The 25,390-nt window shown below is 62.8% G+C and carries 22 protein-coding genes and 1 tRNA gene; 13 read left to right on the top strand and 10 right to left on the bottom strand.

Features of this window, described 5'->3' with window-relative positions:
• Positions 1-35 precede the first annotated feature (35 nt).
• The 6 genes from V6X73_RS00310 to V6X73_RS00285 are packed head-to-tail and all read left to right on the top strand — an operon-like array spanning position 36 to position 7,002.
• Positions 36-1,994 carry an aconitate hydratase gene (locus V6X73_RS00310; RefSeq protein ID WP_367958317.1) on the top strand — a complete coding sequence of 653 codons (1,959 nt, stop codon included), beginning with the start codon at positions 36-38 and terminating at the stop codon, positions 1,992-1,994.
• Complete coding sequence (locus V6X73_RS00305; RefSeq protein WP_367958318.1) at positions 1,981-3,171, top strand: CaiB/BaiF CoA transferase family protein; 1,191 nt, start codon at positions 1,981-1,983, stop codon at positions 3,169-3,171. Before V6X73_RS00310 ends, V6X73_RS00305 begins: the two co-directional genes overlap by 14 nt.
• Positions 3,172-4,461 carry a TRAP transporter large permease gene (locus V6X73_RS00300; RefSeq protein ID WP_367958319.1) on the top strand — a complete coding sequence of 430 codons (1,290 nt, stop codon included), beginning with the start codon at positions 3,172-3,174 and terminating at the stop codon, positions 4,459-4,461.
• A 30-nt stretch (positions 4,462-4,491) separates the two neighbouring features.
• Entirely contained in the window at positions 4,492-5,538 is a 1,047-nt protein-coding gene (locus V6X73_RS00295; RefSeq protein ID WP_367958320.1) for a TRAP transporter substrate-binding protein, read from the top strand.
• 50 nt (positions 5,539-5,588) lie between these two features.
• Positions 5,589-6,083: a TRAP transporter small permease gene (locus tag V6X73_RS00290; protein WP_367958321.1), complete on the top strand. Its 495-nt coding sequence runs from the start codon at positions 5,589-5,591 to the stop codon at positions 6,081-6,083.
• On the top strand, positions 6,076-7,002 hold the full coding sequence (locus tag V6X73_RS00285) for a hydroxymethylglutaryl-CoA lyase (RefSeq protein WP_367958322.1): 927 nt from the start codon (positions 6,076-6,078) through the stop codon (positions 7,000-7,002). The genes V6X73_RS00290 and V6X73_RS00285 overlap by 8 nt, the downstream gene beginning before the upstream one ends.
• Before the next feature lie 15 nt (positions 7,003-7,017).
• On the opposite strand, the gene V6X73_RS00280 is transcribed toward V6X73_RS00285, so the two are convergent.
• From V6X73_RS00280 to V6X73_RS00265, 4 genes are all read right to left on the bottom strand, one after another.
• Positions 7,018-7,401, bottom strand: a complete 384-nt coding sequence (locus tag V6X73_RS00280) for a DUF2237 family protein (RefSeq protein WP_367958323.1) — start codon at positions 7,399-7,401, stop codon at positions 7,018-7,020.
• A 33-nt stretch (positions 7,402-7,434) separates the two neighbouring features.
• Positions 7,435-8,160 carry a histidine phosphatase family protein gene (locus V6X73_RS00275; protein ID WP_367958324.1) on the bottom strand — a complete coding sequence of 242 codons (726 nt, stop codon included), beginning with the start codon at positions 8,158-8,160 and terminating at the stop codon, positions 7,435-7,437.
• Positions 8,161-8,203: 43 nt separating this feature from the next.
• Positions 8,204-8,278, bottom strand: a tRNA-Asn gene (locus tag V6X73_RS00270).
• A 75-nt stretch (positions 8,279-8,353) separates the two neighbouring features.
• Positions 8,354-9,544: a pyridoxal phosphate-dependent aminotransferase gene (locus V6X73_RS00265; RefSeq protein ID WP_367958325.1), complete on the bottom strand. Its 1,191-nt coding sequence runs from the start codon at positions 9,542-9,544 to the stop codon at positions 8,354-8,356.
• A 70-nt stretch (positions 9,545-9,614) separates the two neighbouring features.
• Between V6X73_RS00265 and uvrB the strand changes: the two genes are divergently transcribed.
• Positions 9,615-11,648, top strand: coding sequence for an excinuclease ABC subunit UvrB (gene uvrB, locus V6X73_RS00260; RefSeq protein WP_367958326.1), 2,034 nt, complete (start codon positions 9,615-9,617; stop codon positions 11,646-11,648).
• Here uvrB and V6X73_RS00255 read toward each other — a convergent pair.
• The 6 genes from V6X73_RS00255 to cuyA all read right to left on the bottom strand — a co-directional run bounded on the left by V6X73_RS00255 (position 11,645) and on the right by cuyA (position 18,697).
• A complete protein-coding gene (locus tag V6X73_RS00255; protein WP_367958327.1) occupies positions 11,645-12,415 on the bottom strand; it encodes an SDR family NAD(P)-dependent oxidoreductase in 771 nt (256 codons plus the stop codon). The two genes, uvrB and V6X73_RS00255, sit on opposite strands and share 4 nt — an antisense overlap.
• A gap of 31 nt (positions 12,416-12,446) precedes the next feature.
• Complete coding sequence (locus tag V6X73_RS00250; RefSeq protein ID WP_367958328.1) at positions 12,447-13,565, bottom strand: HlyD family secretion protein; 1,119 nt, start codon at positions 13,563-13,565, stop codon at positions 12,447-12,449.
• On the bottom strand, positions 13,562-14,899 hold the full coding sequence (locus tag V6X73_RS00245; RefSeq protein WP_367991033.1) for a TolC family protein: 1,338 nt from the start codon (positions 14,897-14,899) through the stop codon (positions 13,562-13,564). The genes V6X73_RS00250 and V6X73_RS00245 overlap by 4 nt, the downstream gene beginning before the upstream one ends.
• Entirely contained in the window at positions 14,899-16,200 is a 1,302-nt protein-coding gene (locus V6X73_RS00240; RefSeq protein ID WP_367958330.1) for a glycosyltransferase family 2 protein, read from the bottom strand. The genes V6X73_RS00245 and V6X73_RS00240 overlap by 1 nt, the downstream gene beginning before the upstream one ends.
• Positions 16,193-17,554 carry a TackOD1 domain-containing metal-binding protein gene (locus tag V6X73_RS00235; protein ID WP_367958331.1) on the bottom strand — a complete coding sequence of 454 codons (1,362 nt, stop codon included), beginning with the start codon at positions 17,552-17,554 and terminating at the stop codon, positions 16,193-16,195. The genes V6X73_RS00240 and V6X73_RS00235 overlap by 8 nt, the downstream gene beginning before the upstream one ends.
• Positions 17,555-17,686: 132 nt before the next feature.
• The gene (gene cuyA / locus V6X73_RS00230; RefSeq protein ID WP_367958332.1) at positions 17,687-18,697 is read right to left on the bottom strand and encodes a D-cysteate sulfo-lyase; all 1,011 of its coding nucleotides are present in this window, start codon (positions 18,695-18,697) and stop codon (positions 17,687-17,689) included.
• A gap of 150 nt (positions 18,698-18,847) precedes the next feature.
• Between cuyA and V6X73_RS00225 the strand changes: the two genes are divergently transcribed.
• From V6X73_RS00225 to V6X73_RS00200, 6 genes are all read left to right on the top strand, one after another.
• A complete protein-coding gene (locus tag V6X73_RS00225) occupies positions 18,848-19,765 on the top strand; it encodes a LysR family transcriptional regulator (RefSeq protein WP_367958333.1) in 918 nt (305 codons plus the stop codon).
• A 218-nt stretch (positions 19,766-19,983) separates the two neighbouring features.
• Positions 19,984-20,991, top strand: coding sequence for a TRAP transporter substrate-binding protein (locus V6X73_RS00220; RefSeq protein ID WP_367958334.1), 1,008 nt, complete (start codon positions 19,984-19,986; stop codon positions 20,989-20,991).
• 77 nt (positions 20,992-21,068) lie between these two features.
• A complete protein-coding gene (locus V6X73_RS00215) occupies positions 21,069-21,575 on the top strand; it encodes a TRAP transporter small permease (protein WP_367958335.1) in 507 nt (168 codons plus the stop codon).
• A complete protein-coding gene (locus tag V6X73_RS00210; protein ID WP_367958336.1) occupies positions 21,576-22,850 on the top strand; it encodes a TRAP transporter large permease in 1,275 nt (424 codons plus the stop codon).
• 23 nt (positions 22,851-22,873) lie between these two features.
• Positions 22,874-24,232 (top strand): amidase, encoded by a 1,359-nt coding sequence (locus V6X73_RS00205; RefSeq protein ID WP_367958337.1) that lies wholly within the window; start codon positions 22,874-22,876, stop codon positions 24,230-24,232.
• 34 nt (positions 24,233-24,266) lie between these two features.
• Positions 24,267-25,319: a YeiH family protein gene (locus V6X73_RS00200; RefSeq protein WP_367973361.1), complete on the top strand. Its 1,053-nt coding sequence runs from the start codon at positions 24,267-24,269 to the stop codon at positions 25,317-25,319.
• The last annotated feature ends 71 nt before the right edge of the window (positions 25,320-25,390 follow it).

The raw sequence follows: 25,390 nt of genomic DNA, 5'->3' as shown, positions 1-25,390 counted from the left end.
CGAAAATCCAAAAATAATCGTTCGGAGGAGGGCGCATGGCGGGCAAAACCCTGAGCGCCAGGCTTATCGAGGATCATCTCGTCGAGGGACGGGCCAGAGCCGGGGAAGAAATCGCACTGCGCATGGACCAGGCGTTGCTTCAGGATATCCTCGGGACGCTGGTCATGCTCGAGCTCGAGGCCATGGGGGTCGAGCGCGCGGTGCCGCAGCCCACGGTCCAGTACATCGACCATGACCTGGTTCAGCAGGGGCCGTTGACCGCGGATGCTCACCGGTTCTTGAAAAGTGCTTGTGAACGGTTCGGCATCTGGTACAGCGGCCCGGGCAACGGCATCAGCCATCCGGTGCACATGGAACACTTCGGCGTGCCGGGCCAGTCCCTGGTGGGGTCGGACAGTCACACCACGGCGGCAGGATCACTGGGGATGCTCGCGATCGGGGCCGGCGGGATCGAGGTCGCGCTTGCCATCGCCGGTGAACCCTTGGTGTTGCAGATGCCACGCATCTGGGGCGTCGAGCTGACGGGCCATCTGCCCGAGTGGGTCTCGGCCCGGGATGTGGCACTGGAGCTTCTAAGGCGCCATGGCGTTGCCGGTGCCAAGAACTGCATCCTCGAGTTTTACGGACCCGGCGTTGCCTCTTTGTCGGCGATGGATCGGCACATCATCGCCAATATGGGCACCGAGATGGGGGCGACGACAAGCGTTTTCCCCAGCGATGACAACACCCGACGCTTTCTGGCTGCCCGGGGCCGCGAGACCGTCTGGCAACCGCTCTGCGCCGACTCGGACTGTGTCTACGACCTGCACGAGCAGATCGACCTCTCGGCGCTGGAGCCTCTGATTGCCCTGCCATCCAGCCCGGGTAACGTCGTGCCGGTGACCGAAGCGGTCGGTGCCCCGGTCTATCAAAGCTATATCGGATCTTCGGGCTGCCCCGGCTATAGCGAGTTCGCCACGGTGGCCGGGATCCTGGACGACCGGCCAAGCGCCGAGGGGGTGTCGCTGGATATCAATCCCAGCACCCGGCAGGTGCTGGGGGCGATGATTGAATCCGGCGCATTGGCCCGACTGGTCCAGGCGGGCGCGAGGATTCATCAAGCCGGCTGCAATGGCTGCATCGGCATGGGGCAGGCGCCGGCACAGGGCCAGAACAGTCTGCGGACGGTCCCGCGGAATTTTCCCGGACGATCCGGCACACCCGAAGACAGCGTGTTTTTGTGCAGCGCCGAGACCGCGGCCGCCTCGGCGATCACTGGCACAATCACCGATCCGAGGACGCTGGATATCGCCTATCCACGGGTTGCTGAACCGGATCGCCTGCCGGCGGCGGATGCCGGGCTCAAGGCCCCGGCGGGCCTGCGCGGGGCCGCCCGACCCGAGCTTGCCATCAGTGACAACACCCCGCCGCTGCCAGCACTCCAGCCGCTGCCCGACTCGCTCGACGTGCCGATCCTGCTGACGGTCGGCGACGATATCAGCACCGACGACATCATGCCGGCAGGCACGGCGATCCCTTACTGGTGCAACGTCCACGCCTCGGCGCGTTTTCTTTTTGCCCCCATCGATGCCGGCTACCCGGAAAAGGCGGCTGATGTCGTTGACGCCGGCGGCCATGCCATTGTCGGGGGGGATAATTACGGACAGGGCTCAAGTCGCGAGAATGCCGCCCTGGTGCCAGCCTTGCAGGGCCTGAAGATCGTCGTGGCCAGGAGCTTTGCCCGGCTGCACTGGCAGAACCTCGTCTGTTTTGGTGTCCTGCCGCTCTCGCCGGCCGATGAAACGGCTGCCAGGCGGCTCGAGGCGGGCGGTCGACTCCGCTTCGACGACATCCACGGCCAGCTTGCCGCTGGCAACACCGTGACCGCGCATCTCGATGGCGATCCGATTGCCCTTGTTCACGAGCTCACCGATCGCCAGCGCGAACTGCTGCGGATGGGAGGCGTCATCAACCGTATCAAACAACAGAGGATTGAGGCCGATGGGGCCGCTTGAGGGGATTCGTGTACTGGAGCTCGGTCAGCTGATCGCCGGGCCGTTCTGTGGACAGTATCTGGCCGATTTCGGCGCCGAGGTGGTGAAGGTCGAGCCCCCGGGCCGCGGAGATCCGATGCGTCAGTGGGGCAGCACCGATGCGCATGGCAACACGGTGTGGTGGCCGGTCATCGCCCGGAATAAACGCTCGATGACGCTGGACCTGCGCACCGAGGCCGGCCAGGCGGTGATCCGCGAGCTGGCCGCTCAGGTCGATGTCATCATCGAGAACTTCCGGCCCGGAACCATGGAGCGCTGGGGGCTTGGCTACGAGGCACTCAGCGAAATCAATCCCGGGCTTGTCATGGTGCGTATCACCGGCTTTGGCCAGACCGGTCCTTATGCCACTCGCGCGGGGTATGCCTCGGTCTGCGAGGCGATGGGCGGGATGCGCTACATCGCTGGCTACCCGGATCGCCCGCCGGTGCGTATGGGCATTTCCATCGGTGACACCCTGGCCGGCATGCACGGTGCAATGGGCGCGATGATGGCCCTGCACGAACGCCACCGAAGCGGGCGTGGCCAAGTGGTGGACAGCGCCATTTATGAATCGGTCATGACCGTGATGGAAAGCCTCATTCCCGAATACGAAAAAACCGGCCGCATCCGCGAGCGTTCGGGCAGCCGGCTCGATGGCATCGCCCCGTCCAACGCCTACCCGTGTCGGGATGGCCGTGAGGTGGTGATCGGCGCCAACCAGGATACGGTCTTTCGCCGGCTCTGCGAGGCGATGGGTGCCCCGGAACTGGCGGATGACCCGCGCTACGTCGATCATCAGTCCCGGGGCCGCAATCAGGACGCCCTGGATGCCCGGATCGCCGACTGGACCCGAGCGCACGATGCCGATGAGATCGTCGAGCGGATGGCCGAGGCCGGCGTGCCGGCCGGCCATGTCTATCGCGCCCCGGAGATGCTGGCCGACCCGCACATGCAGGCCCGCGAATCCATTGTCCGCATGCAGGATGCCCGACTGGGTGAAATCCCCATGCAGAATGCCTTTCCGCGCCTGTCGCGCTCGCCCGGTTGTATCGAACACACCGGCCCCGCGCTTGGTGAGCACACCCGAGGGGTACTGCAAGACTGGGCCGCGCTGACCCCCGAGCACATTGAGCGGCTCGCCGAGCAGGGAGTGATCTAGATGGAAGTCGCCATCGTGGTGGTCCTTTTGCTGGCCATGATCGTGGCCGGTGCGCCGATCTTCCTTGCGCTTGGGGCCGCCGGGTTGCTGGGGCTTTATCTGGAGCGCGGCGGACTGGCGCTGTTCTTCGCACCCACCTCGGCGTTCGGACAGCTCAATAGCTTTGAGCTCATCGCCCTGCCGCTTTTCATTCTCATGGGCAATTTTCTCGCGGCCACACCCATTGGCAGCTATCTTTTTCACGCCGCGGTGTGCTGGCTAAGTTGGCTGCGCGGTGGCCTGGCCATTGCATCGGTCGGGGCATCGGCACTGTTCGGTGCGGTCAGCGGCGTGAGCATTGCCGGCGTCGCCGCGGTCGGCGGCATTGCCGTGCCCGAGATGCTAAAGCGCGGCTACTCCCGCCCCCTTGCCTCGGGGGCGGTGGTCAGCGCCGGGGCGCTGGCCATGCTCATCCCGCCAAGTGTGCCGTTTATCATCTATGGGGCGGTCTCCGGGGTTTCGGTGGCCGATCTTTTCATTGGCGGTATCGTGCCGGGACTGGCCCTGGCGACGGCGCTTTCGGCTTATATCTATTTTCGGGTGCTGAGAAACCCCCACGAGGCACCGGCCAACGAGACGGCCATTTCATGGCGCGAGCGGGTCAAAAGCCTCGGGGGCATCTGGCATGCGGCGGTATTGATCATCGCCGTGCTCGGGTCGATCTATACCGGCGTGGCCACCCCCAGCGAAGCGGCTGCAGTGGGGGCGGTGGGGGCGTTTCTCATCGCCGCGGTGATCTTCCGGGCGCTGCCGCCGAAACGCATCGGCGAGATTCTCTTGCAAACGGCGAAGGTCAGTGGCGCGATCCTGCTGATTATGGCCTGCGCCAAGATCTTCGGGGACTACATGAACTTCATGCGCGTCCCGCAGATGCTCACCGATGCGCTGACCGCCACCGACCTGCCGCCATGGGCGATTTTCACCGCCATCATGATCTTGCTCGTTCTGCTCGGCATGCTCGTCGATGCGGTTTCCCTCATCGTGGTGACCACGCCCATCCTGCTGCCCCTGGTCACGGCGCTGGGCTACGACCCGCTGTGGTTTGGCATCGTGCTTGTGATGAACCTCGAGATCGCCGTGGTCACGCCCCCGGTGGGGCTGAACCTCTACGCGCTCCGCGGCGTCTGTCCGCAACTGTCGGTCGAAGAGATCATCGCAAGCGTTGTGCCGTTTGTTCTGGTTCAGTTCGCAGTACTCATGCTTTTCGTGTTGGTTCCGGAAATCAGTCTCTGGTTGCCGGGACTGCTTTAGTTCGGGAAAAAAGAGAGAGAGGAGAGATCGATGACCATCAAACGACGGGATTTTCTCAAGTATTCCGGCACCCTGGGGGCGGCCGCCGCGGTTGCCGGCCCGACGGCGCTTTGGTCGCCCTGGGCGCGGGCGCAGCAGACGTTCACCGGTGTGACCTATCTGCCCCAGTCCTACAAGGCGCTGTCCTACGGCTCGAACGGGTTCGTGGACTTTCTCAAAAGCGAGGGCAGCGATGTTTTCAATGTCGAGTTCTATGACTCGGGACAGCTTCTCAAGGCCGATGAGCAGTTGCCGGCACTGCGGGCGGGGAACATCGATTTCATGTTCCACACCACCTCGTATGTGACCCGCTCGCTGCCGATTCTTGGCATTACCGGGCTGCCCGGTGTGGTGGGGGAGCTCTACCGCAACCCCGAGCGCCTTGCCATGGGGTCACCGTTGTTCGAGCTCATCAACGAAGAATTGGGCAAGGAGGATCTGCACATGATCTCGGCCGGCCGGGGCATCCTCGAGCCGGAGTATATCTGGAGCGGGCCGGACAACCCGGTCCGATCGCTGGAGGATCTGCGCGGCAAGAAGGTGCGAATCGTCAGCTTCGAGGCCACTCAGGCGCTTGAGGCCTATGACGTGGCGGCGGTGCGGATTCCCTCATCCGAAACCTACGTCGCGCTGCAGCGTGGCACCATCGATGCAGCCATCATGAATATCTCGACGGTGGTCGGCCGCAGCCTCCAGGAGCAGTACGCGTATTGCTACAAACTGCCCACGACGGCATTTACCGTCGCGCCGTTTGTCCTCAAACGCACCTGGGAGAACATGGGCTCGGAGCAACGTGAGCTGCTTGAGGCCGCGGGTCGGTGGTATGACGATAATTTCGCCAGCCACTGCAACGATGTCATCTATGGTCAGGAGTACTGGCCGTTGATGGCGGATGCCGGCATCGAGATGATCGAACCCTCGGGCGAGGATCTGCAGGCGCTCTCGCAAGCGGCTCAGTCGGTCCGCGACGCTTGGGTCGAAGAGGTCGGCACCGAGGTAGGTGAACGGGCCATTGCACTGGCCATGGGCGAGGCATGACCGGCAGTCACTCGGCAATAATGGCTCAACCTCCGCGCCTGTGGCGGAGGTTGAGCCAGTCGCTCATCGTCGGCGGGCAGGTGGTGCTGGCGTTCATGGCGTTGACGATTTTCTACGACGCGATGATGCGGCATTTCTTTGCCATGCCCACTAGCTGGAGTCTGGAGGTCAATCAGTTTTTGCTCGTCTACCTGGGGCTGGCCACCGCCGGTGAAATCCAGCGCGATGAGTCGCATATCCGTATCGAATTCTTTGCCAATCATCTGCCCTGGCGGGTGAGAACGGCTCTGGAGGCCTTCGTGGCCGCGGTGGGAGTGGCCTTTTGTGCGGTGCTCGCCTGGCGTGGCGGGATCATCGCCTGGCAAGCCTTTGAATATGGCGAGCGGGTCTCAAGCGCATTCGGAACCCCCCTGGTGTTTCCGTATTCCATCATTCCTCTGGGATTCACCATGCTGGGGATTCAGTTTGCGATCCAGTTCGTCGCCAAGGGCCATGCGGCGGCGGTCGGGGATCACGCGACACGGACGGGTCACGGCAATGCTTGAGCGTATCGAGCCGGTGGAAATCGTCGAGGTCGCCCCGCGGGATGGCTTCCAGTCGATCCGCGAGCCCATCGGTACCGAGGCGAAGATCGAGATGATCAATGCCCTGGCCCGGGCGGGCTGTCAGCGTATCGAGGCGGGATCATTCGTCAGCCCGAAGGCGATCCCGCAGATGGCCGATATGGGGGCGATCGCCGCAGGGATCGAACGGCCGGCGCAGGTCCGCTTCATGGTGCTTGTGCCCAACCGCAAGGGCATTGAGCTTGCGCTCGCCAATGGCTTTGATGAGTTCGGCTACGTGCTCTCGGTCTCGGAATCCCATAACCAGAATAATGTCCGCCGCAGCGTGGATGATTCAATGCGAGACCTGGCCGGTCTTGTGGACTGGCTTTCGGCCCAGGACAAGGGCTGGCGGCTCAGGGTCAATCTGGCCACCAGTTTTGATTGCCCGTTTGACGGGCGGCAGTCGCTACAAGCCCTTGCCGCCCGGGTGCGCGAGGTACAGTCCATCATAAGCGATGCCGAAATCGCCCTTTGTGATACCACCGGGCGCGCCAACCCTCGGCAGGTGGCCGAAGCCTTTGCCCGGGTGCAGGCGGACAGCCCGGATGGACGCACCCGATGGGCCTTTCATGGTCATGACACCTACGGGCTGGGGGTGGCCAACGCCCTGGCCGCCTACGAAGCGGGTGTGCGACGATTCGATGCCGCCGCAGCCGGGCTTGGTGGTTGTCCCTTCGCGCCGGGTGCCACCGGCAATACCGCCACGGAAGACCTGGTTTTCGCCTTCGAGGCGTGCGGCATCAAAACAGGGATTGATATCGACCGTCTGACTGCGATCGCGGACCGGATTGCCGCTATCCCAGGCGGCGTAGTGGCAAGCCACATCCGGCATGTGCCAAAAGAGCGGCTGCACGCGTAGCCGATCGGGCCGGGCCTAGGATCCGGGCGGGTCGGCGGAATACGCCCAGAGTGTCTCAAGATCGATCACGGCCAGCGTCTCTTCGTGAGTGGCGGCCAGATCGACGGGCGGTGCAACCCCCGCTCGATGGGCCTCCAGCCAGCGGCCGGCGCACAGGCACCAACGATCGCCGGGCTTGAGTCCGGGGAAGTCCGTAAACGGGATGGGAGCAGTCAGATCGTTGCCACGGCTGCGCGAGAAACTCAAAAAAGCCTCGGTGACAATGGCGCAGACGGTATGCATGCCGCCATCGGCATGGCCGGTGTTACAGCAACCATCCCGATAGAACCCCGTCATCGGATCCATCCCGCAGGCCGCGAGCGGTTGGCCTAATACATTCGTGCCGACGAATTGTTCCATAGTGGCACCGTAACCGGTCGCGGGGGTTCGCGGCTAGTCGATGCCGCGATGGGTGCCGTGTGCATCGGCGTTGAGATGCGTGGTGTCGTTAAAGCGCTGAATCCGGCAATGGTAGGAGTTGAGCGCACCGGCCGATGCCGTCTGGCGGTGATAGGCCTTGCGATTGATGTGGAATTCAAAGATCGCGGTATTCCCCGGTCGGATGCCCCAGACGCGCGGCGTGCCAAGCAGCGCGGCGATGAGATATTGCAGAAAGCCGCCATGGGTGATGCCCACGACGGTCTGTTGATCATCGTGGTTGTTGATGAGCTGATCGATTGCCGATCGTGCCCGGTTTGATCGTTGTTGCAGTGGTTCGGCGTCGGGCACGGCATCCCAGTCGCGGTGTTGGGCAAAGTGGCGGGCTACATCCGGGTGCCGGGCTTCGAGTTCTGCCCAGGTACGGCCCGAGAAAACACCGACATCGTATTCGCGCAGCGGCTCCAGCGTCTCAACGGGCTGTCCAACGGCCGCGGCGAGCGGTTGGGCGGTCGCCTGGGCCCGCCCAAGCGGTGAGCTGTAGACCACGACTGGTTTGGCCGATGGATGCGTCGAGTGCGGTGGTTGGCCGATCTCGGCGCCGAGGTATCCGGCGACCGCCTCGGCCAACCGCGCCGTCTGGGCATGGCCAAGCGCGCTGAGCGGGAAATCACTGTGCCCTTGCCAGCGTCCTTCGTGGTTGGCCGTGGTCTGGGCGTGGCGGATGAGTAGGAGTTTCATGGATGGTGCATGGGTCAGGCGCGATCGGGCACCAACGCCGGATTGGCTCCCCGGGACGGATTCGAACCGCCGACCCAGTGATTAACAGTCACTCGCTCTACCGCTGAGCTACCGGGGAAATGCCTGTCAAGAAGACCGTTAGTGTAGCGATTCGGGCCGCGTCGTCAACCGCCACGGCCCATGCGACAGCGGCCTACGCCTTGCCAAAAACCGCTTCAAGACGGTCCATGGCCTTTTCCAGATTGTCCATGCTGGTGGCATATGAAATCCGCACATGGCCGGGTAGACCGAAGGCGGTTCCGGGGACCAGAGCGACGTTGGCTTCGTCGATGAGGTACTCGGCCAGCGCGGTGTCATCCGCGACTGCCTCGAGGGCATCGATCGCGCCGGCGACGTTGGGGTAGGCATAGAAGGTGCCATCGCCATGGATGCAGCTGACGCCCTTCATGGCATTCAGCCGGCCGACCACGTAATCGTGTCGGTCCCGGAACGCTTTGATCATCGGCGGGATGACGCTTTGATCGCCGTCGAGGGCCGCCACCGAGGCGGCCTGCGAGATCGAGCTGGCGTTGGAGGTGCTCTGGGACTGGATCTTTTTCATCGCGCCGATGACCTTGGCCGGCCCGGCGGCGTACCCAATCCGCCAGCCGGTCATGGCATAGCCCTTTGAGACGCCGTTGACCACCACGGTGCGATCGAAAAGATCGGGACAGGCCATGACGATGTTGCAGAACGGCGCCTCGGTCCAGAGGATGTGCTCGTAGATATCGTCACTGGCAATCAACACATCGGGATGGCGCCGCAGGACCTCACCCAGGGCCTCGAACTCGGCGCGGCTGTAGGCGCTGCCGGTGGGGTTGGAGGGGCTATTGAGCACCACGATGCGGGTGTGGTCGGTAATGGCGGCTTCCAGCTGCTCGGGGGTGATCTTGAAACGCTGTTCCTGGCCTGCCTCGATCACGACCGGCGTGGCGTCGGCGAGCAGCGCCATGTCCGGGTAGGACACCCAGTAGGGCGCGGGGATCACCACCTCATCACCGGGGTTGAGCACCGCCGAGAAGAGGTTGTAGAGGCTTTGTTTGGCCCCGGACGAGACCAGGATCTGATTGGCCTCGTAGGCCAGGGCGTTGTCGCGCTGCAGCTTGCGAATGATCGCGCTTTTCAGCGCCGGCGTGCCATCCACCGCCGTGTAGCGGGTCTGGCCCTGACGGATCGCCTCGATGGCGGCCTCGCTGATATGCTCCGGGGTATCAAAATCGGGTTCGCCGGCCCCGAGGCCGATGATGTCATGGCCGGCGGCGCGCATCTCCGCCGCGCGGGCGGTCACTGCCATGGTGGGCGAGGGCTTGACCCGGTTGACGCGCTCAGCAAGTTGAATATCCAAGGATCGCCTCCGTCGTTTTGTTGTCCAGTCGACGCGATGATACGCCAAACCTGCACAGGGCTGCATTGACATGAGTGAACCAAGAAAGCCTTTTCGGCTCGAGAGCGAGTTCGCGCCCGCCGGCGACCAACCCTCGGCGATTGCCGCGCTCGCCGACAGCCTGCAGCGTGGGCATGATCATCAAACCCTGCTGGGCGTGACCGGCTCGGGCAAGACCTTCACCATGGCCAGCCTGATCGCACAGGAGCAGCGCCCGGCGGTGATCCTGGCCCCCAACAAGACCCTGGCCGCCCAACTTTATGGCGAGATGAAGGCGTTTTTTCCGGACAACGCCGTCGAATATTTCGTCTCCTATTACGATTACTATCAGCCCGAAGCCTACGTCCCCGCCTCTGATACCTTTATCGAGAAGGACGCTTCGGTGAACCAGCACATCGAGCAGATGCGGCTTTCGGCGACCAAAGCGATCATCGAGCGGCGCGATACGGTGATCGTCGCCTCGGTGTCATCGATCTACGGGTTGGGTGACCCCTCGGCCTACCTGGAGATGGTGCTCCATCTGCAGGTCGGCGATGAGGTCGATCAGCGCAAGATCCTGCGCCGGCTTGCCCAGCTTCAGTATGCGCGAAACGATCATGACTTCTCGCGGGGCACCTACCGCGCCCGGGGCGATGTCATTGATATCTTCCCGGCCGAATCCGAGGATCAAGCGGTGCGGGTCGAGCTATTCGATGACGAAATCGAAAGCCTTGCCTGGTTCGATCCGCTCACCGGTGAAGTGCTCGAGCGGGTGCCACGGCTGACCGTTTACCCCAAATCCCACTACGTCACCCCCCGCGATACCGTGCTCGGTGCCATCGACCGGATCAAAGAGGAGCTTCGCGAGCGGCTCGAGGTGCTGCAGAACGCCGGCCGACTGCTCGAGGCCCAACGGCTCGAGCAACGCACGCGTTTTGATCTGGAGATGATGCAGGAGCTTGGCTACTGCAACGGCATCGAGAATTACTCGCGCTATCTCTCCGGCCGGGGGCCGGGCGAGCCGCCGCCGTGCCTTTTTGACTACGTCCCCGACGACGCCATCCTGTTCATCGACGAATCCCATGTCACGGTCAGTCAGGTGGGCGGCATGTACCGGGGTGACCGGGCGCGCAAGGAGACCTTGGTGGAGTACGGCTTCCGGCTGCCCTCGGCACTGGACAACCGCCCGCTGAAGTTCGAAGAGTTCGACGCCATCGCCCCGCAGCGTGTCTATGTCTCGGCCACGCCCGGTCCCTACGAGGACAAACACTCAGCGGTGGTGGCCGAGCAGGTGGTGCGGCCCACCGGGCTGGTGGACCCGGCGGTGGATATCCGGCCGGCCAGTACCCAGGTCGACGATGTCCTCGGCGAGATTCGCAGTCGCAGCGAGGCCGGCGAACGGGTGCTGGTCACCACCCTGACCAAGCGGATGGCCGAGGATTTGACCGAATATCTCTCGGAAAACGGCGTGCGGGTGCGTTACCTGCACTCGGATATCGATACCGTCGAACGCACCGAGATCATTCGCGACCTGCGGCTCGGCGAGTTCGATGTACTGGTCGGCATCAACCTGTTGCGCGAGGGCCTGGATATTCCGGAAGTCTCGCTGGTCGCCATTCTGGATGCAGATAAGGAGGGGTTCTTGCGTGCCGAACGCTCGCTCATCCAGACCATCGGCAGGGCCGCGCGCAACGTCAACGGCCGGGCCATTCTCTATGCCGACGAAATGACCGACTCCATGCGGCGGGCGATCGATGAAACCGAACGGCGCCGGGCCAAGCAGATCGCCTATAACGAGGAACACGGCATCACGCCCCAGGGCATCCGCAAGGCCATTGCCGATGTCATGGAACGGGGCGAGACCGGTGCCCCGGATACACCGCAGCACTACGCCGAGGTCGCCGAGGAGGCGAGGGCGTATGCCGATCTCACCACCGCCCAGGCGGTCAAGCAGATCAAGGAGCTCGAGCAGGCCATGCACCAGCACGCCCGCAACCTCGAGTTCGAGGAAGCGGGCAAGCTGCGTGATGAGATCAAACGCCTACAGCGCCACGCCCTGGGTGAACCGGACAGGGACTCGGCTTAATCTCGGTCGATGGCAAAGGGCGACCACGCCTGCCGGGTGGCCATGAGCTCCATGCGGTTGATGTTGACATGGGCCGGCAGGTTGGCGACGTGGAAGATCTGATCGGCGATATCCTCGGGCTGCATGGGCTCGGTGCCGGCGTAGAGCCGATCCGATGCCGCCTGATCGCCTTTGGTGCGAACCAGCGTGAACTCGGTCTCGGATAGCCCCGGGGCCACATCGGTCACCCGCACACCGGTACCCAGCAGATCGCAGCGCAGGTTATAGCCGAACTGCTCGACAAACGCCTTGCTGGCGCCGTAGACATGCCCCCCGGGATAGGGCCACTGTCCGGCCACCGAACCCAGGTTGATGATGCTCGCACCCCGACCGGTCTCGATCAGCGTTGGCAGCAGGGCGTGGGTGACGTTCACCAGCCCCGTGACGTTGGTGTCGATCATGGTGTGCCAGTCGGCCAGGTCCACCTTCTGGGCCGGTTCCGGTGCCAGGGCGAGCCCGGCGTTATTCACCAGGCAGGTGATCGCCCGGAACCCCTCGGGGAGGTTCTGTACGGCCTTTTTCACCGCCTCGCTGTCGCGCACATCCAGGGTCATGACATGGGTTTCTCCCGCCTCGCCCTGCAACTCTTGCGCCAGTGCATCCAGTCGCTCGCGGCGCCGGCCGCTGGCGACAACCCGCCACCCCGCTTTGGCAAAGCGGCGGGCAGTGGCTCGTCCGAAACCCGATGTGGCACCGGTGACGAATACAGTCTTTGCCGGTTCGGTCACAGTCTCTCTCCTCGCGCTTTAGTTCAGGGCGTCAGTGTAACCCGGGCGCTTCGCTGGCAAAGGCCGGAATCAGATCCATGCGGGCGAGCATGACCGTGATGCCACGGTCAAACTCCACCTCAACCGGTAATCCATGGACGGCCATCGATGCCGGAACTGGCCGATCCAGCCGGATACGGACCATTAACGCGGTGTCGGATTCGCGGAATATCGACTGCATGGGGTCGGGTATGCGACCGGTCAGTGTCGGGCGATCGCTCACGCGGCCGGTCAGTTGCGAGCCATCCGGCAGGTGGACGGTCACCGGTCGGTTGCGCTGGACAAAGGCCCCGTCGGCGGGCGGTAAATAGGCGGTCAGCCGCGGTCGGGAAGGGCGGGCCAGTGTTAACAGCGTTGAGCCCGGGCCCACGGTGTCTCCGGGTTCGACGTTGAGTTCGATGACGCTGCCTGGGTCGGGGGCTTTGACGCTGAGATAGCTGCGGTCGGCGCGGGCCATATCCAGGGACAGGCGCAGCGCTTGTTCGCGTTCACGTAACTGCGGGTCGCCCTGGGCGATGCTGCGGGCGAGGGCTTGCCGCTGGCCGATCGCCCGAATCAGGTCACCACGGCTGCGCTGCAACTCGGCGTTGGCCCGCCGGCGCTCGGCCCGGGTGACCGCGCCGCTGCGGCTCAGCAGCTCGATCTGTGACAACCACTCATGTTGTTCATCGATCAAATTTTCCAGGGCGGTGATCTGCTCATCAAGGACCGCCAGCTCGGCCTCGGAGCGGCGGCGCGCCGCGAGCTGCTCGGCACTCAATCGATCGAGCTCATCCAGCAGATGCTCGACTCGGGCATTGATTGCTGGGTTTTCCAGCCGAAAAAGCGTTTGGCCGGGCGTGACGGTATCGTTTTCGCTCACCAGCACCTCACTGACCACGCCTCCGACCACCGAACCGATGCGGGTGGTTTCGTAGGTCAGCCGCCCGGTGGATTCGACCACCCAGCCGCCACGCAGTACCACCCAGCCCAGATAGAGGATGGGGCTTGTGACAATCAGTGCGACAAGGGCCCAGCGCAGCCTGGGGATGGCCCGCCGCGCCGGCGCATAACGAACCGGTAGCCCATTGGAGCGCTGCGGTGCGGGTTCACCGCGAAAGTCGATGTTCATGCGTCCTGCTCCGGCGGATCAATGGTCGGTGGCTGCAGCGCCCCGGACGGGATGCCGGACGGCGGTGCGCTGTGGCAATCGGGGGTGCTGAGGACCTCCAGCGGCGCGCGGGCTTCAAGCCAGCGGACTTCGGCGGCCAATCGTTGACGGGCGGTGTCGTACCAGTCGATGGCGCTCTCCATGCCAGCCCGCCCGGGGCCGGCGATACCGGTTTGGATGCGCCTTTGATCGGCCTGCCAGCGGCGTTTGGCAGTCTGCAGCGCCTCGGTGGCACGCTCGCGCTGCAGCCGTGCCTCTGTCAGGCGCTGCAACTCGGCGCCAAGATCGGCCAACAGAGTTTGTCGCAACGCTTCGAGCCGCCGCTGCACAAGCCGTTTTTCGGCGTTGTGGAGTGCGATCTGCTGCCGCCGCGCCGACGTGAGCGCCAACGGCATATCCGCGCTCACCGTCAGGTTGGTCTCGTCCCCCTGTTCGTCCCAGTCCTCTATGATCTGGCTGTGCTGCAGCCGAACCCGGGCACGGATGCTGTCGGTCGCACCCGATCGCGGCGTCCTGGCGAGCAGGGCAAGCTCGTTCTGGGCGGCCGCCACCGACGGGGTCTGGGTCCAGATTGCCCGACGCCAGGCGGTCAGTCGGGTGCAAAGCCCCTTGAGATCGGGCCAAGTCGCTGTAAACGGCGCAATCCGGGTCCCGGTGAGGGTCTCCAGCAGGCGACGATTGGTGTCGCGCGACTGACGGGCCGTCAACCGATCGGTTCGCGCGGCGTTGACGGCGGCGAGGAGGGTATCCACCTCGCTGTCGCGGATGGTCTTTCCGCGCTGCTGCTCCAGTCCGGGGATGTCAACGGTGACCACGGCCAACCACGCGTCGGCCAACCGGATCTGCATCTGCGCCAGCCAGTAGCGGGCATAGGCACGATGGATCCGGATGCGGTTGGTCTGTCGGGTTTGGCCAACCCGGGCGCTCGCCCTTAAGTACTCGCGCTTTAGATCGCGAATGCTGCGCTGCTGCGCCCGCCTTGCGCCGAGCAGCGGATGCTCCAGTCCGGCATCGGCCTGCAGACGCTCATAACGGCGGTTGGCGTTTTCGCCCGCGATGTCGTTGATCTGCCCAGTGGTGACACCGCCTAAGAGCCGCCAGCCCGACTCGGCCTCGACCAAACGCCGTTGTTCGGCAATTCGGCGAGCTTCGGCCCGGGCGCTTTCGACGGCAGGCGCGGCCATCGGTGTGGTTGAAAATTCGGCCCGCGCGCGAGCCTCTGCACCTTGTGCAGGCGCATGACTGAGCCCGACCCAAAGGACAATCGCGATCGCCACGGCGATTTTTGCAAGCATCAATACTGACTCCGTTTCAGGACCCACCACGGCGCCATGCTGGTGTCCTTGTGTTGGTGGAGGATGATCTCGGCGAGGAGGGCAACCACCGACCAAAGCCGCATCAGGCCCCGATAAACCGGATAGACAGGGGCGATGGCCAGCAATGGCAGGTCGCTGCGGCGGCGCTCGCTGAGCAACGCGACGGCCAGCCCGCCCAGCACCATGGTGATGGCGAGGTAGATGACATAGACCACCGCCAGGGCGGTGAGCACCGCGGCCGGTGGATGGAGCAACACCAGCCAAACCAGATAGCCGGCGATGACAAACGGCAGAGCCACCTGGTGGATGAGCCCGTACCAGACCGTGGCGATCATGTTCGGCCAGCCAAGCAGATCCGGTGAAAACGCACTGCGATGCTTGCGGACATACATGTAATAGAGATCGCCATCCCACCGAAGCCGTTGGCGCAGCAGATCGGTCAGCGTCTCGGGCACATCGGTGTGGGCAACTGCGGTTGGCTCAAACGCCAGGATCTGGCGCGGATTTCGCCCGTTATAACGTTTCAGCCGGAGGGTCAGGTCCAGATCCTCGGCGGTTCCGCATTCCCAGCCGCCGACCCGAAGCAGGGCGTCGCGGCGAAACACCCCGAATGCCCCGGAGATATTGTTGATCACATTGAATGCCGACAGTCCGGTTCGTGTGGCGAGCAGACCGATGAGGTATTCCAGGGCCTGCAGGCGGGTCCAGAGCCCGGCGTGGTGGTTGCGAGGCCGCAGCGTGCCGGTGAGGGCGATCACATCGGGGTTGGCCATCCGCTGGACGGCGTTGGCGACCATGTCGTTGTCGAAGCTGGTGTCGCCGTCGAGGGCCATGACGATTTGGCCACGGCTTAAGTACAGACCGGTGTTGAGGCTCGATACGCGACCGCCGCGCTGCCATTTCGGGATGACCATCATCCGGCGTCGGGATGAACGGGCATATCGGTGGGTCAGGCGTTTTAGTGCCACGAGTGTTTCGGTATTGCCGGCGGCGCCATCGACAATCGCCAGTATCTCGATCGATCCGCGGTAGGTCTGCTCCATCAGCGTCGTGACGGTCCGCTCGACGCATGCGCCTTCGTTGTAGCAGGTGATGATGCAGCTCACCGTCGGGGCCGGCAGGGTGGGGCGCGGATCCGCCGGGCGCGGGGGGGGGCGATCCCGGGTCAGGCCGAGAATGATCGTGAGGTAGACAGGCAGTTCGATGGTCAGCAGCACCGGGAAGAACACGCCGACGGCGCCCAGATGCATCAGCACGCCGACTGCAACCGACTCAAGCATGAGCGCGCTCCGTTGTCGTGCTGGCAAGTCGCTGCATGAGTGCCGCCCCATCCGCCCCGGATGCGCGTGGGTCGTTGGAGGCCATCATCCGCGCCTGCAGATCGACCCCGGCGATCGGTCTGCCGCTGTCGTCGGTGAGCCATGTCTCAAGCGTTTGCATGAGCTCGCGGACCCGCTCCTCGCCGGCCTGGGGCATCAGGATCCAGAACTCGCCTTCCTGGGTGCGCGTTGCCAGCTCCCCGGCCTCCAGGGCGTGGTGGATGCGTTGGCTGAGCTCGTGGAGTTTGCGCGCCAGCTGCGTATCCGCCGGCGCGTCACTGCTCGCATCGCGACGACGCATTCGCAGCATCAACAAGGTGAAAAAGCACTGCCGATGGTGGTCGGCGAGTGCCGATTGCCAGCTGAGGAGATACTCAAAGGCCGGCGGCGTGATCAGTCCATCCGGCAAGACTGGCGAGGGCATCTCGTCGGTCATCCCGGCGAGTACGCACACTCGGCCCTGCTCGGTCAGCGTATAGCGGCCAATCTCGCGGGTGATCAAACGTTCCGGGCGGGTCTGATGGTTACAGATGCTGCAGCGGGCGACGATCGTCGGGTCGATGAAGCGCTCGTTGCACTGCCGGCATCCGTAATGCTCCATTGGACGGTCATAGTCGGTGCCAATATGACGCAAACGTGTCCGGCAATTGGGACACTGCAGCGCAGCGCCGGCGAGAAAAGCTCGCTCGCCGGCGACATGCCCGCAGGTAAAACAGTGCAGAGACTGATCCTGCTCGATTTCCAGCCCTTCGCAGTTGGGACAGATGTCCACGAAAAGCGCATGGCCTCCATGGCAGGCAGGGCAGAGGCGCAGCCGTTCGACGATTGATTGCCGGCGAATGAGGCCTCTCGCAGCCAGGCGATTGAGCAGTTCGGCACAATCGGTGACACCGAATGCCTCGATCAATGGGTAGCGATAGATTTCCGGCGACGCCCAGTCCCGGATGGGCGCGAGGTCGATGTCGGGGCGCATGAGCAGATAACTCAGCAGCCGGGCATCGCTGTTGTGCACCGGTAGATCGGTTTTATCCGCGGCCGCGGCCCAGTACTGCTCGGCTCGCGTCAGGGCATCGTCTTCGCCGGTGACGTATCCATCCAGCAGGCAATCCAGGATCGGGCCCTGGGATGCCTCTTGCCCGGGCCATGCCTGCGTATCGGCAAAAATCGGGTAATGGCCGCGCGTTGAATCGCGCCGCAGGTGGAGGGCCGCCTGGACGAGCTCATCGCCGCTAAGCCCGACGATGACGAGTCCGAGAAGCCGCTCACGGCCAACGGCAACAGGGTTGTTGCCCTCGTTGAGGGTCTTGAAAGCCATGCACACTCCCGCGCAGCCGATTGAATGGTTAGCGCGGAAAAGACTAGGTCGGTGGCGGCGAGCGGCCTATTCGCCGTTCGACTGAATTGCGCTCAGTCTCTCGTGCCGATGTGCATGATTGTCTGGCGGACCCTAATGCCGGTTGCCGTCGAGGGTCTCCGGGTAACCGAAAAGGGCGGCACTGCCACCGGTATGCAGAAACACTACGTTTTCATCCTGGCTGAACTCGCCTTTCTGTATCAGGTCGCTGAGCCCCGCCATGCCCTTGCCCGAATAAACGGGGTCGAGCAGGATGCCCTCGAGCTTGGCGAGCCGGTCGATGGCATCCAATGTGTCCGGGGCCGGAACGCCATACCCCTCTCCCACGTAGTCTGTGTTCGCGACGACATCGCCCCTCGAGACGGCTTCTCCTATCCCGAGGAAGTCACAGGTGCTTGCCGCGAGGTTGTAGACGATGTCTTCCTGCTTTGGTTTGGGGTGACGAACCCCGATACCGAGCACGGGGATGGCAGCGCGTATGCCGCAAAGCCCTGTGACCAGTCCTGCCTGGGTGCCGGCGCTGCCTGTTGCATGAACAACGCGGTCAATGCGCAGGTTTCGCTCGTTGGCCTGGTAGACGAGCTCAAGCGCCGCTGCCACATAGCCCAGGGCGCCCACCTCGTTGGATCCACCCCCCGGCACGATATACGTTTTGGCGCCCTGTTCCTTGAAGCGCTCGGCGGCATCTTCCATCAATTGATTCATGTCCGCACCGCCGGGATGGTGCTCCACGGTGGCGCCGTGGAGCTTGTCCATCAGGACATTTCCGTTTTCGAGATAGGGAGTGTCGGTGCGTCCTGTGCGGTTCTCAAGGAGGACGTGACAGTCCATCCCGACCTTCGCAGCTGCGGCGGCGGTCTGGCGGGCATGATTCGACTGCGTCGCCCCCTGGGTGATGACCACGTCGGCTTTTTTCTCCAGTGCATCCGCAATGAGGAATTCAAGTTTTCGGGTCTTGTTGCCACCGGTGCTCAGGCCGGTGCAGTCATCCCGCTTGATCCAGAGGTTCGGGCCACCCAACCACTCGGTCAGCCGCGGCATGGGCTCGAGGGGGGTTGGCAGGTGGCCGAGTGAAATCCTTGGATAGCGGGAGAGATGCATCATGACCTCCAGTCAGATTGTGATATGCGTAAAGCAGAATGCTTGCGAAGTTAAGCTTTGTGGTTGGCTACGCGCCAATGCCGCTTTTCTGGGGTCGATAAACGGATGGCATAGAGCTGTGGTAGCGTCGTAAAAGATGCAAGGAGGTGATCCGTGAAGCTCACCTGGCTGGAAGATTTCCTCGAGCTGGTTGACAGTGAAACGTTCTCAGCGGCGGCACAACGGCGCAACATCACCCAGCCTGCGTTTTCCAGACGGATCAAGATGCTTGAGGAGTGGTTTGGCGCTGAGCTTGTCGATCGGCGCGCGAATCAGTTCCAGCTAACCGAGACCGCGCTTCGCTACGAGCCGGAGATCCGAGCCCTTGTCCAGCGCTGGCAGGATCTACGCGTTCGGGTCGGGGCGGATCCGGCCGAACAGCCGCAGCTGACGGTGACCACCCAGCACACACTCATGCTCACGCACTTGCCTGGATGGCTGCAGTTGTTCCAGCGCTGGCAGCCTGCTACCCGGTTCCAGGTTCGCACCGGCGATCTCGATGAATGTGTCTCGCAGATTGCCAGTGGTGCGTCGGATGTTCTGATCGCTTATCGCGCGGGCACGCGTGCGGGGTTGCCTGTCGATGACCTGGGTAACCTCGAATGTCTTGCGGTTGCCGAGGAGACACTGGTCCCGACCGTGTCGGCCCAGTCCAATCGTCAAATCGCTGGTTGGCCGGGCTCGCTCCAATTGATCAATTATGCGCCCGAGAGCTTTCTGGGTCGGGTTGTGCGAGATCTATGCCGTGACCAGATTGGTCCGGCGGTTGAAATCGAGACCGTGTGTGAAACCTCCTTCGCGGCCGGGATCAAGTCCATGTGTCTGGCAGGCCTCGGCGTAGCGTGGCTGCCGCATGCGCTGGTAAAAGAAGAGCTGGCAGAAGGGCGTCTTGTCTCACTGGCGGATCGTCTGCCCGCTCCCAATCTGGAGATCCACGTCTGTCGACTGACCGATTACGTCAACCCCGCGCTCGACGCGCTGTGGACCCGCATTCGAGAGACCACGCGCAAAAGCCATGGCCACTCGGACTAGGACGAGATGCGCGAGCCATGCGCTAAAAAGGCTCAACCGAGCGACGTTTTGGAGCGTTCTGACCAGCGTCGGTGCACCTATACTGTTTCTTTATGGCCTTAACTGAATGGGCATTGGCGTTGCATTTTAAAACTGCTTGATGATGAACCTCGTAGCGGATTCTTACGGGTTGTCCGCTACAGCAACTGGCTCGTACCAAAGTTACAGAGGGGGTCGTCATGGACACCAGCAAAGCAATCAAAAGCGCCTGGCTCGCCGGCACCGCCGCCATTGCCCTCGGCGTCGCCGGAGCGGTCAGTGCCGAGACGGTGATTCGTATTGCCCATCCCAATGTCCCGGAGCATCCCATGGGGCAGGGGTTTGAGTACTTCAAGGAGATGATCGAGACACGCAGCGATGGAGAGTTCCGTGTCCAGATCTTCGACAGCAGTAAATTCGGCGATTTCGACAGCGTCGTTCAGGGGCTGCAGACCAACACCCTGCAGATGGGATCGGCCTCGACACCCAATCTCTCGCCGTTCTCGGATAACTTCCTGATCTTTGATATGCCGTTTCTCATTCCTGACTATGAATCGGCGGATCTGATCACCGACGGGCCCATCGGCAAGGAGGCCGCGCAGTCTCTCGAATCAAGCGGGATTCTGGGGCTGGGGTATATCGAAATCGGCTTCCGCCACCTTTTCAACAACCAGCGGGCGATCGAGTCGCTGGATGATACGGATGGCCTTAAGATCCGCTCAACGCCAAGTCAGGCGCACATCGCAACCCTCGAGTCGTTTGGCGTAAACCCAACGCCGGTGGCGTGGAGCGAGGTGTACACGGCCATGCAGCAGGAAACGGTTGATGGGATCGACATTGACCTTAACCTTGCCTGGTACAACAACTTCCACGAGGTGACGGACAATCTGACGTTGGTCGGGTCGCTCTACAGCCCTCACCTGGTGATGCTCAGCAAGCCGTTCTACGACTCGCTCGATCCGGCGGATCAGTTGATGGTGCTGGAGGCATTCACCGAGATGAAGCTGTTCCAGCGCAATCTCATTCGCAGCAACGAAGAACGTATCCTCGAGCAGATGGCCGAAGAAGGCGTTGAGATCGTCGAGCTCTCTGAGCAGCAGCGCGAGGCCTGGATGGAGGCCGCCCAGCCGGTTTACGACGAATTCGGCGATGAGGTTGGCCGGGATCTGATCGAAGCCGCTCGCCAGACCATCGAGGCGAATCAGTAGGGCTGGTTCTTGCTGACGGTTGATGCCGTCGCGGTGCACTGCATCGCGGCGGCTCTTCAAACCGAAGGGGAGGGGGGATGCGAATAATCACGGCACTCGGTCGCCTCGAAGAAGTCGTTGCCTCGCTTTGTCTTGTCGGGATGGTGGTGACGATTTCACTTCAGGTGTTCAATCGCTATGTCCTGGGTAGCTCCCTTTATTGGTCTGAAGAGTTGGGCCGTTATCTTTTTATTTGGGCCGTCTACATCGGCTGCGCCTTTGTCAGCCAGCAGCAAAAGCATCTCGGTGTGGAGTTGGTGCAACGCTTTGCGCCCCCCATGGCCGCCCGGATCACCGGTGCGGCGGCGGATCTGGTGAGTTTGAGTTTCTGCCTGGTAGCCACCTGGTGGAGCGTGGGGATGCTCCAGTTTCTCGCAATGACCGGTCAGCGCGCGCCGGCTCTGGGGATCTCTGTGATCTGGGTCTATCTGTGTGTCCCCCTCGGTTTCGCTTTGACAAGCGTTCGCATCACCCTGGGACTGAGGCGGTGGCTGCAGCCCACTTATCCCGCCAGCGCCGGCGGGCAAGGCTCGGGGGGACGCTGAATGGAAGTCCCTATCCTTCTGATTTTCGGCGTATTATTTGCGCTCATTTTGATTGGTGTGCCGGTTGGTTTTGCTCTGGGCGCAACCGTGGTTGTGGCGATCATTATCGGGGATATGTCGACAACCTTTTTGATCCAGAAGCTTGTTACCTCGCTTGACAGCTTTCCCCTCCTGGCCGTGCCTTTTTTCATTATGGCTGGCGAGATCATGCAGAAGGGCAGTATGGCTACGCGATTGTTGTCGCTATCGCAGTGCCTCGTTGGACATCTGCGAGGTGGACTGGCGCAGGTCAGCATCCTGACCAGTCTGTTCTTTGGCGCATTGAGTGGCTCGTCGCCGGCAACGGTCGCTGCCGTTGGAGGCATCATGATCCCTTCGATGCAGCGTGAGGGGTACAGCAGCGGCTACGCGACCGCCGTCAGTACATCGGCGGGTTGCCTTGGCGTGATGATCCCGCCGAGCGTCCCGTTGATCATCTACGGCACCACGGCAGGCGTATCAGTCGGGGATCTGTTCATTGCCACCATCATCCCCGGCATTATCGTCGGGCTGGCGTTGATGTTGACCGCCTATATCCTCGCAAGGCGTGGAGGGCATGGCCCGGCAGGGGCTCGTGCCGGCAAAAAACAAACCCTCGCGGCGCTATGGGCCTCCGGACACGCCCTAATGGTTCCGCTGATCGTCCTCGGTGGTATCTACGGCGGCATCATGACACCCACCGAGGCTGGCGTCAGTGCGGTGGGTTACGCCCTGTTGGCTGAGGTCCTGTTTCTCCGGAGTCTGAGCTGGATCAAGCTCTGGGATGTCATGCGAAGCACCGCACTGACCACCGCTTCAATCTTCCTGGTAGTGGCAACAGCGACGGCATTCGGGCAAATCCTGCTGTTCAACGATGTGCCGAATCAGATCGTCGCGTACATGACCGGGCTGTCGGAAAGTCCATACGTCATTCTGTTTTTGATCATTCTCATACTCCTGGTGCTGGGCACCTTCATGGACGCGCTCGCCAACATATTGATTCTGGCTCCTCTGTTCGTGCCCGTGGTTAGCGAGTTGGGCATGGATCCGGTGCATTTTGGCGTTGTGATGCTGATTGGCGTGGCGTCGGGTTTTCTGACGCCACCCGTGGGCATCAACCTCTTTGTCGGTTGTGGGATCGGTAACATCAGCATTGAGCGATTGAGCTATGCGGTCCTGCCCTTCCTGCTGGCAATCATTGCCGCTTTGCTGGTTATTGCAATGGTGCCGGCGCTCAGCCTCTTTCTGATCCCGTGACAGAGGGAGCGATCGACGAACCGTTGCGGGCGGGTCTCAGACAGTTCAGCGATGGATTGCGTGCTGGCCGATATCGCGCCACCGAAGTGATCGCTGACCTGATTCGCCGCACTCGTCAAGCGGATGAGACCAGGCACGCGTTTGTCTACCTCGATGACGAAGCAGCGCTGGCCGCAGCCAGGGCGATCGATTCGCGTCTTGCCCGTGGTGAAGATCCGGGGCCGCTTGCCGGGATACCGGTCGCTGTCAAAGACCTGCTGGCGGTGGATGGTATGCCGCCCGCCCGGGCAGGCTCGCGGATCGACGTCGCCGATTTGATCGGCGAAGAGGGCGCATTTGTCCAAAGACTCAGGGGTGGGGGCTGCGTCGTGATGGGCAAGACGCGAACGACAGAATTCGCTGCCGGGGCACACAACATCACTCATCGGATGCCTCTGAATCCGGTGGACGGCAAGGTTGATCGAAGCCCTGCCGGGTCGAGCAGTGGCTCGGCGGTGGCGGTTGCGGGAGGAATGACCGGGTTTGCGATTGGATCGGATACCGGGGGGTCGATTCGAGTACCAGCGGCATTCTGCGGTGTGTGCGGGCTAAAGACATCTCGTGGGCTTTGGCCACTGGATGGGGTCTTTCCGCTGTCCCCCCATTTGGACACGCTCGGTCTTTTAACGGCACAGGCGGATGACGCTGCCTTTGTGTTCGCGGGGCTCCAGGGCGAGCCTGAGCTTCCGATACCTGAGTTAAAGCGCCTGACGATAGGCTATGAGCACTACGCCGATGATATCCTCTGTCGGGAAGTGGAACACGCCTATGATCACGCGCTTCGCGCGCTCGCCAACGGCGGCGTCAATCTGGTGCCGGTGTCGACATGGACCGAGGAGCGCGCCACGGTGGAGCGGCTGTTCGGTCGCCTGGTCGCCGGCGACCTGCGCAAGGCGTTGGGTGAAACGCGCCTTGCCCGGGATTGGGATCGGCTTGATCCCGTGGTCCAAGAACGTCTCGCAGGCGCTACAGGCATCGACCAGGCAGAAGTTGATGAGCTGATTGGAGAACTCGAGCGCCTGCGCATGAAAGCGCGGCAACGGATGAACGGATTGGACGCGATCGTTGGCCCGACCAGTGGCATTCAGAGTCCGCCGCTTGCCATGCTCGGTGAGGTTGGTTCTGCGGTGCAGTTCGTCGGTCGTTCGCTGGCGTTGAGTCGAGTGACGAATGTCCAGGATTACTGTGCAATCAGCCTGCCGATTGCCAGCGCGGATAACAGCCTGCCGGTCGGTTTCCAGATCGCTGCTGCGCCGTGGCATGACGCTCGGTTACTGGCCGTCGCCCGGTCCATCGAGGGGCAGTTCCAAGAACGGGGGCTTGAGTTTAGAGCGGGCATCTAGATACCCGTTCAGACATCCATAAGGGAGGAGCGGTTTGCGTTTACCATTCAACGGGCCAGCGGGTGGTCGTCTCAGCGGAGCGGCCGGTTCGCTGGTGGGGCGTTATCGAGCGATCCACCCGGGGCTTTTGATCTGTCTGCTCATCGCCTTCGCGACGACCTTTATCGCCGACCACTACGGCGGCCCGACGCTGCTTTATGCGCTTCTTTTTGGCATGTCGGTGCACTTTCTCAGCGAGAACGAGACCTGTCGCCCGGGGATCGAGTTTACGGCCCGCACGGTGCTTCGTGCCGGCGTTGCCCTTCTGGGGGTGCGCATTACTTACGAACAGGTCGAAGCACTGGGGCTCGGACCGGTGGTGCTGGTGTTCTTCTCGGTGCTTGTCGTGATCGTCGCCGGTGCCCTCATCGCCCGTTTGCTGGGGCTTCCACGTGATCTTGGCCTGCTGAGCGGCGGCGCCGTCGCGATCTGCGGCGCATCGGCGGCGCTGGCGCTATCGGCTGTGATGCCGCGCAATGAGACCCATGAGCGAAATACGATCCTCACTGTCGTGGGCGTGACGACCCTCTCAACGATGGCGATGGTGATCTATCCGCTGATTGTGGGAGCGCTCGGCTTGCCAGACGCTCAGGCGGGGGTCTTTCTCGGGGCGACAATCCACGATGTTGCCCAGGTGGTCGGGGCCGGGTACATGATCTCCGATGAAACCGGCGACGTCTCGACGTTAATCAAGCTTTTGCGTGTGGCCATGCTGGTGCCGGTCGTGCTCGGGTTCATGTGGTTTTTCCGCCATTCACGGGGCGAGGGCGAGCAGGGCAAGGCCGTGATTTTACCCGGGTTTCTGGTGGTGTTCATTCTGCTGGTCATCGTCAACAGTCTGGGGTGGATTCCGGAGGCAACCAGTGAGGGCCTGTCGGTCGTCTCGCGGTGGTGCCTTGTCGCGGCCATCGCGGCACTGGGTGTAAAAACGTCGTTCGAGAAGCTGGTGGTTGTTGGGTGGAGGCCGGTGGGGCTGATGCTCCTGGAGACCGGTTTGCTACTGGCACTGGTCCTTGGTGTCGTGATCTACGCGGGCATCGGCCTCTGAGCGGGGATCCGCGGGGGTGGGCGCTGGCACATTAAAAGGCCGCGTCCCTTCCGCAATCAAGCGCAGAGGGT

Source organism: Spiribacter pallidus (genome assembly GCF_040838495.1).
In the GTDB taxonomy this organism is placed as follows: domain Bacteria; phylum Pseudomonadota; class Gammaproteobacteria; order Nitrococcales; family Nitrococcaceae; genus Spiribacter; species Spiribacter pallidus.
This window is presented reverse-complemented; position numbering and strand designations above follow the sequence as displayed.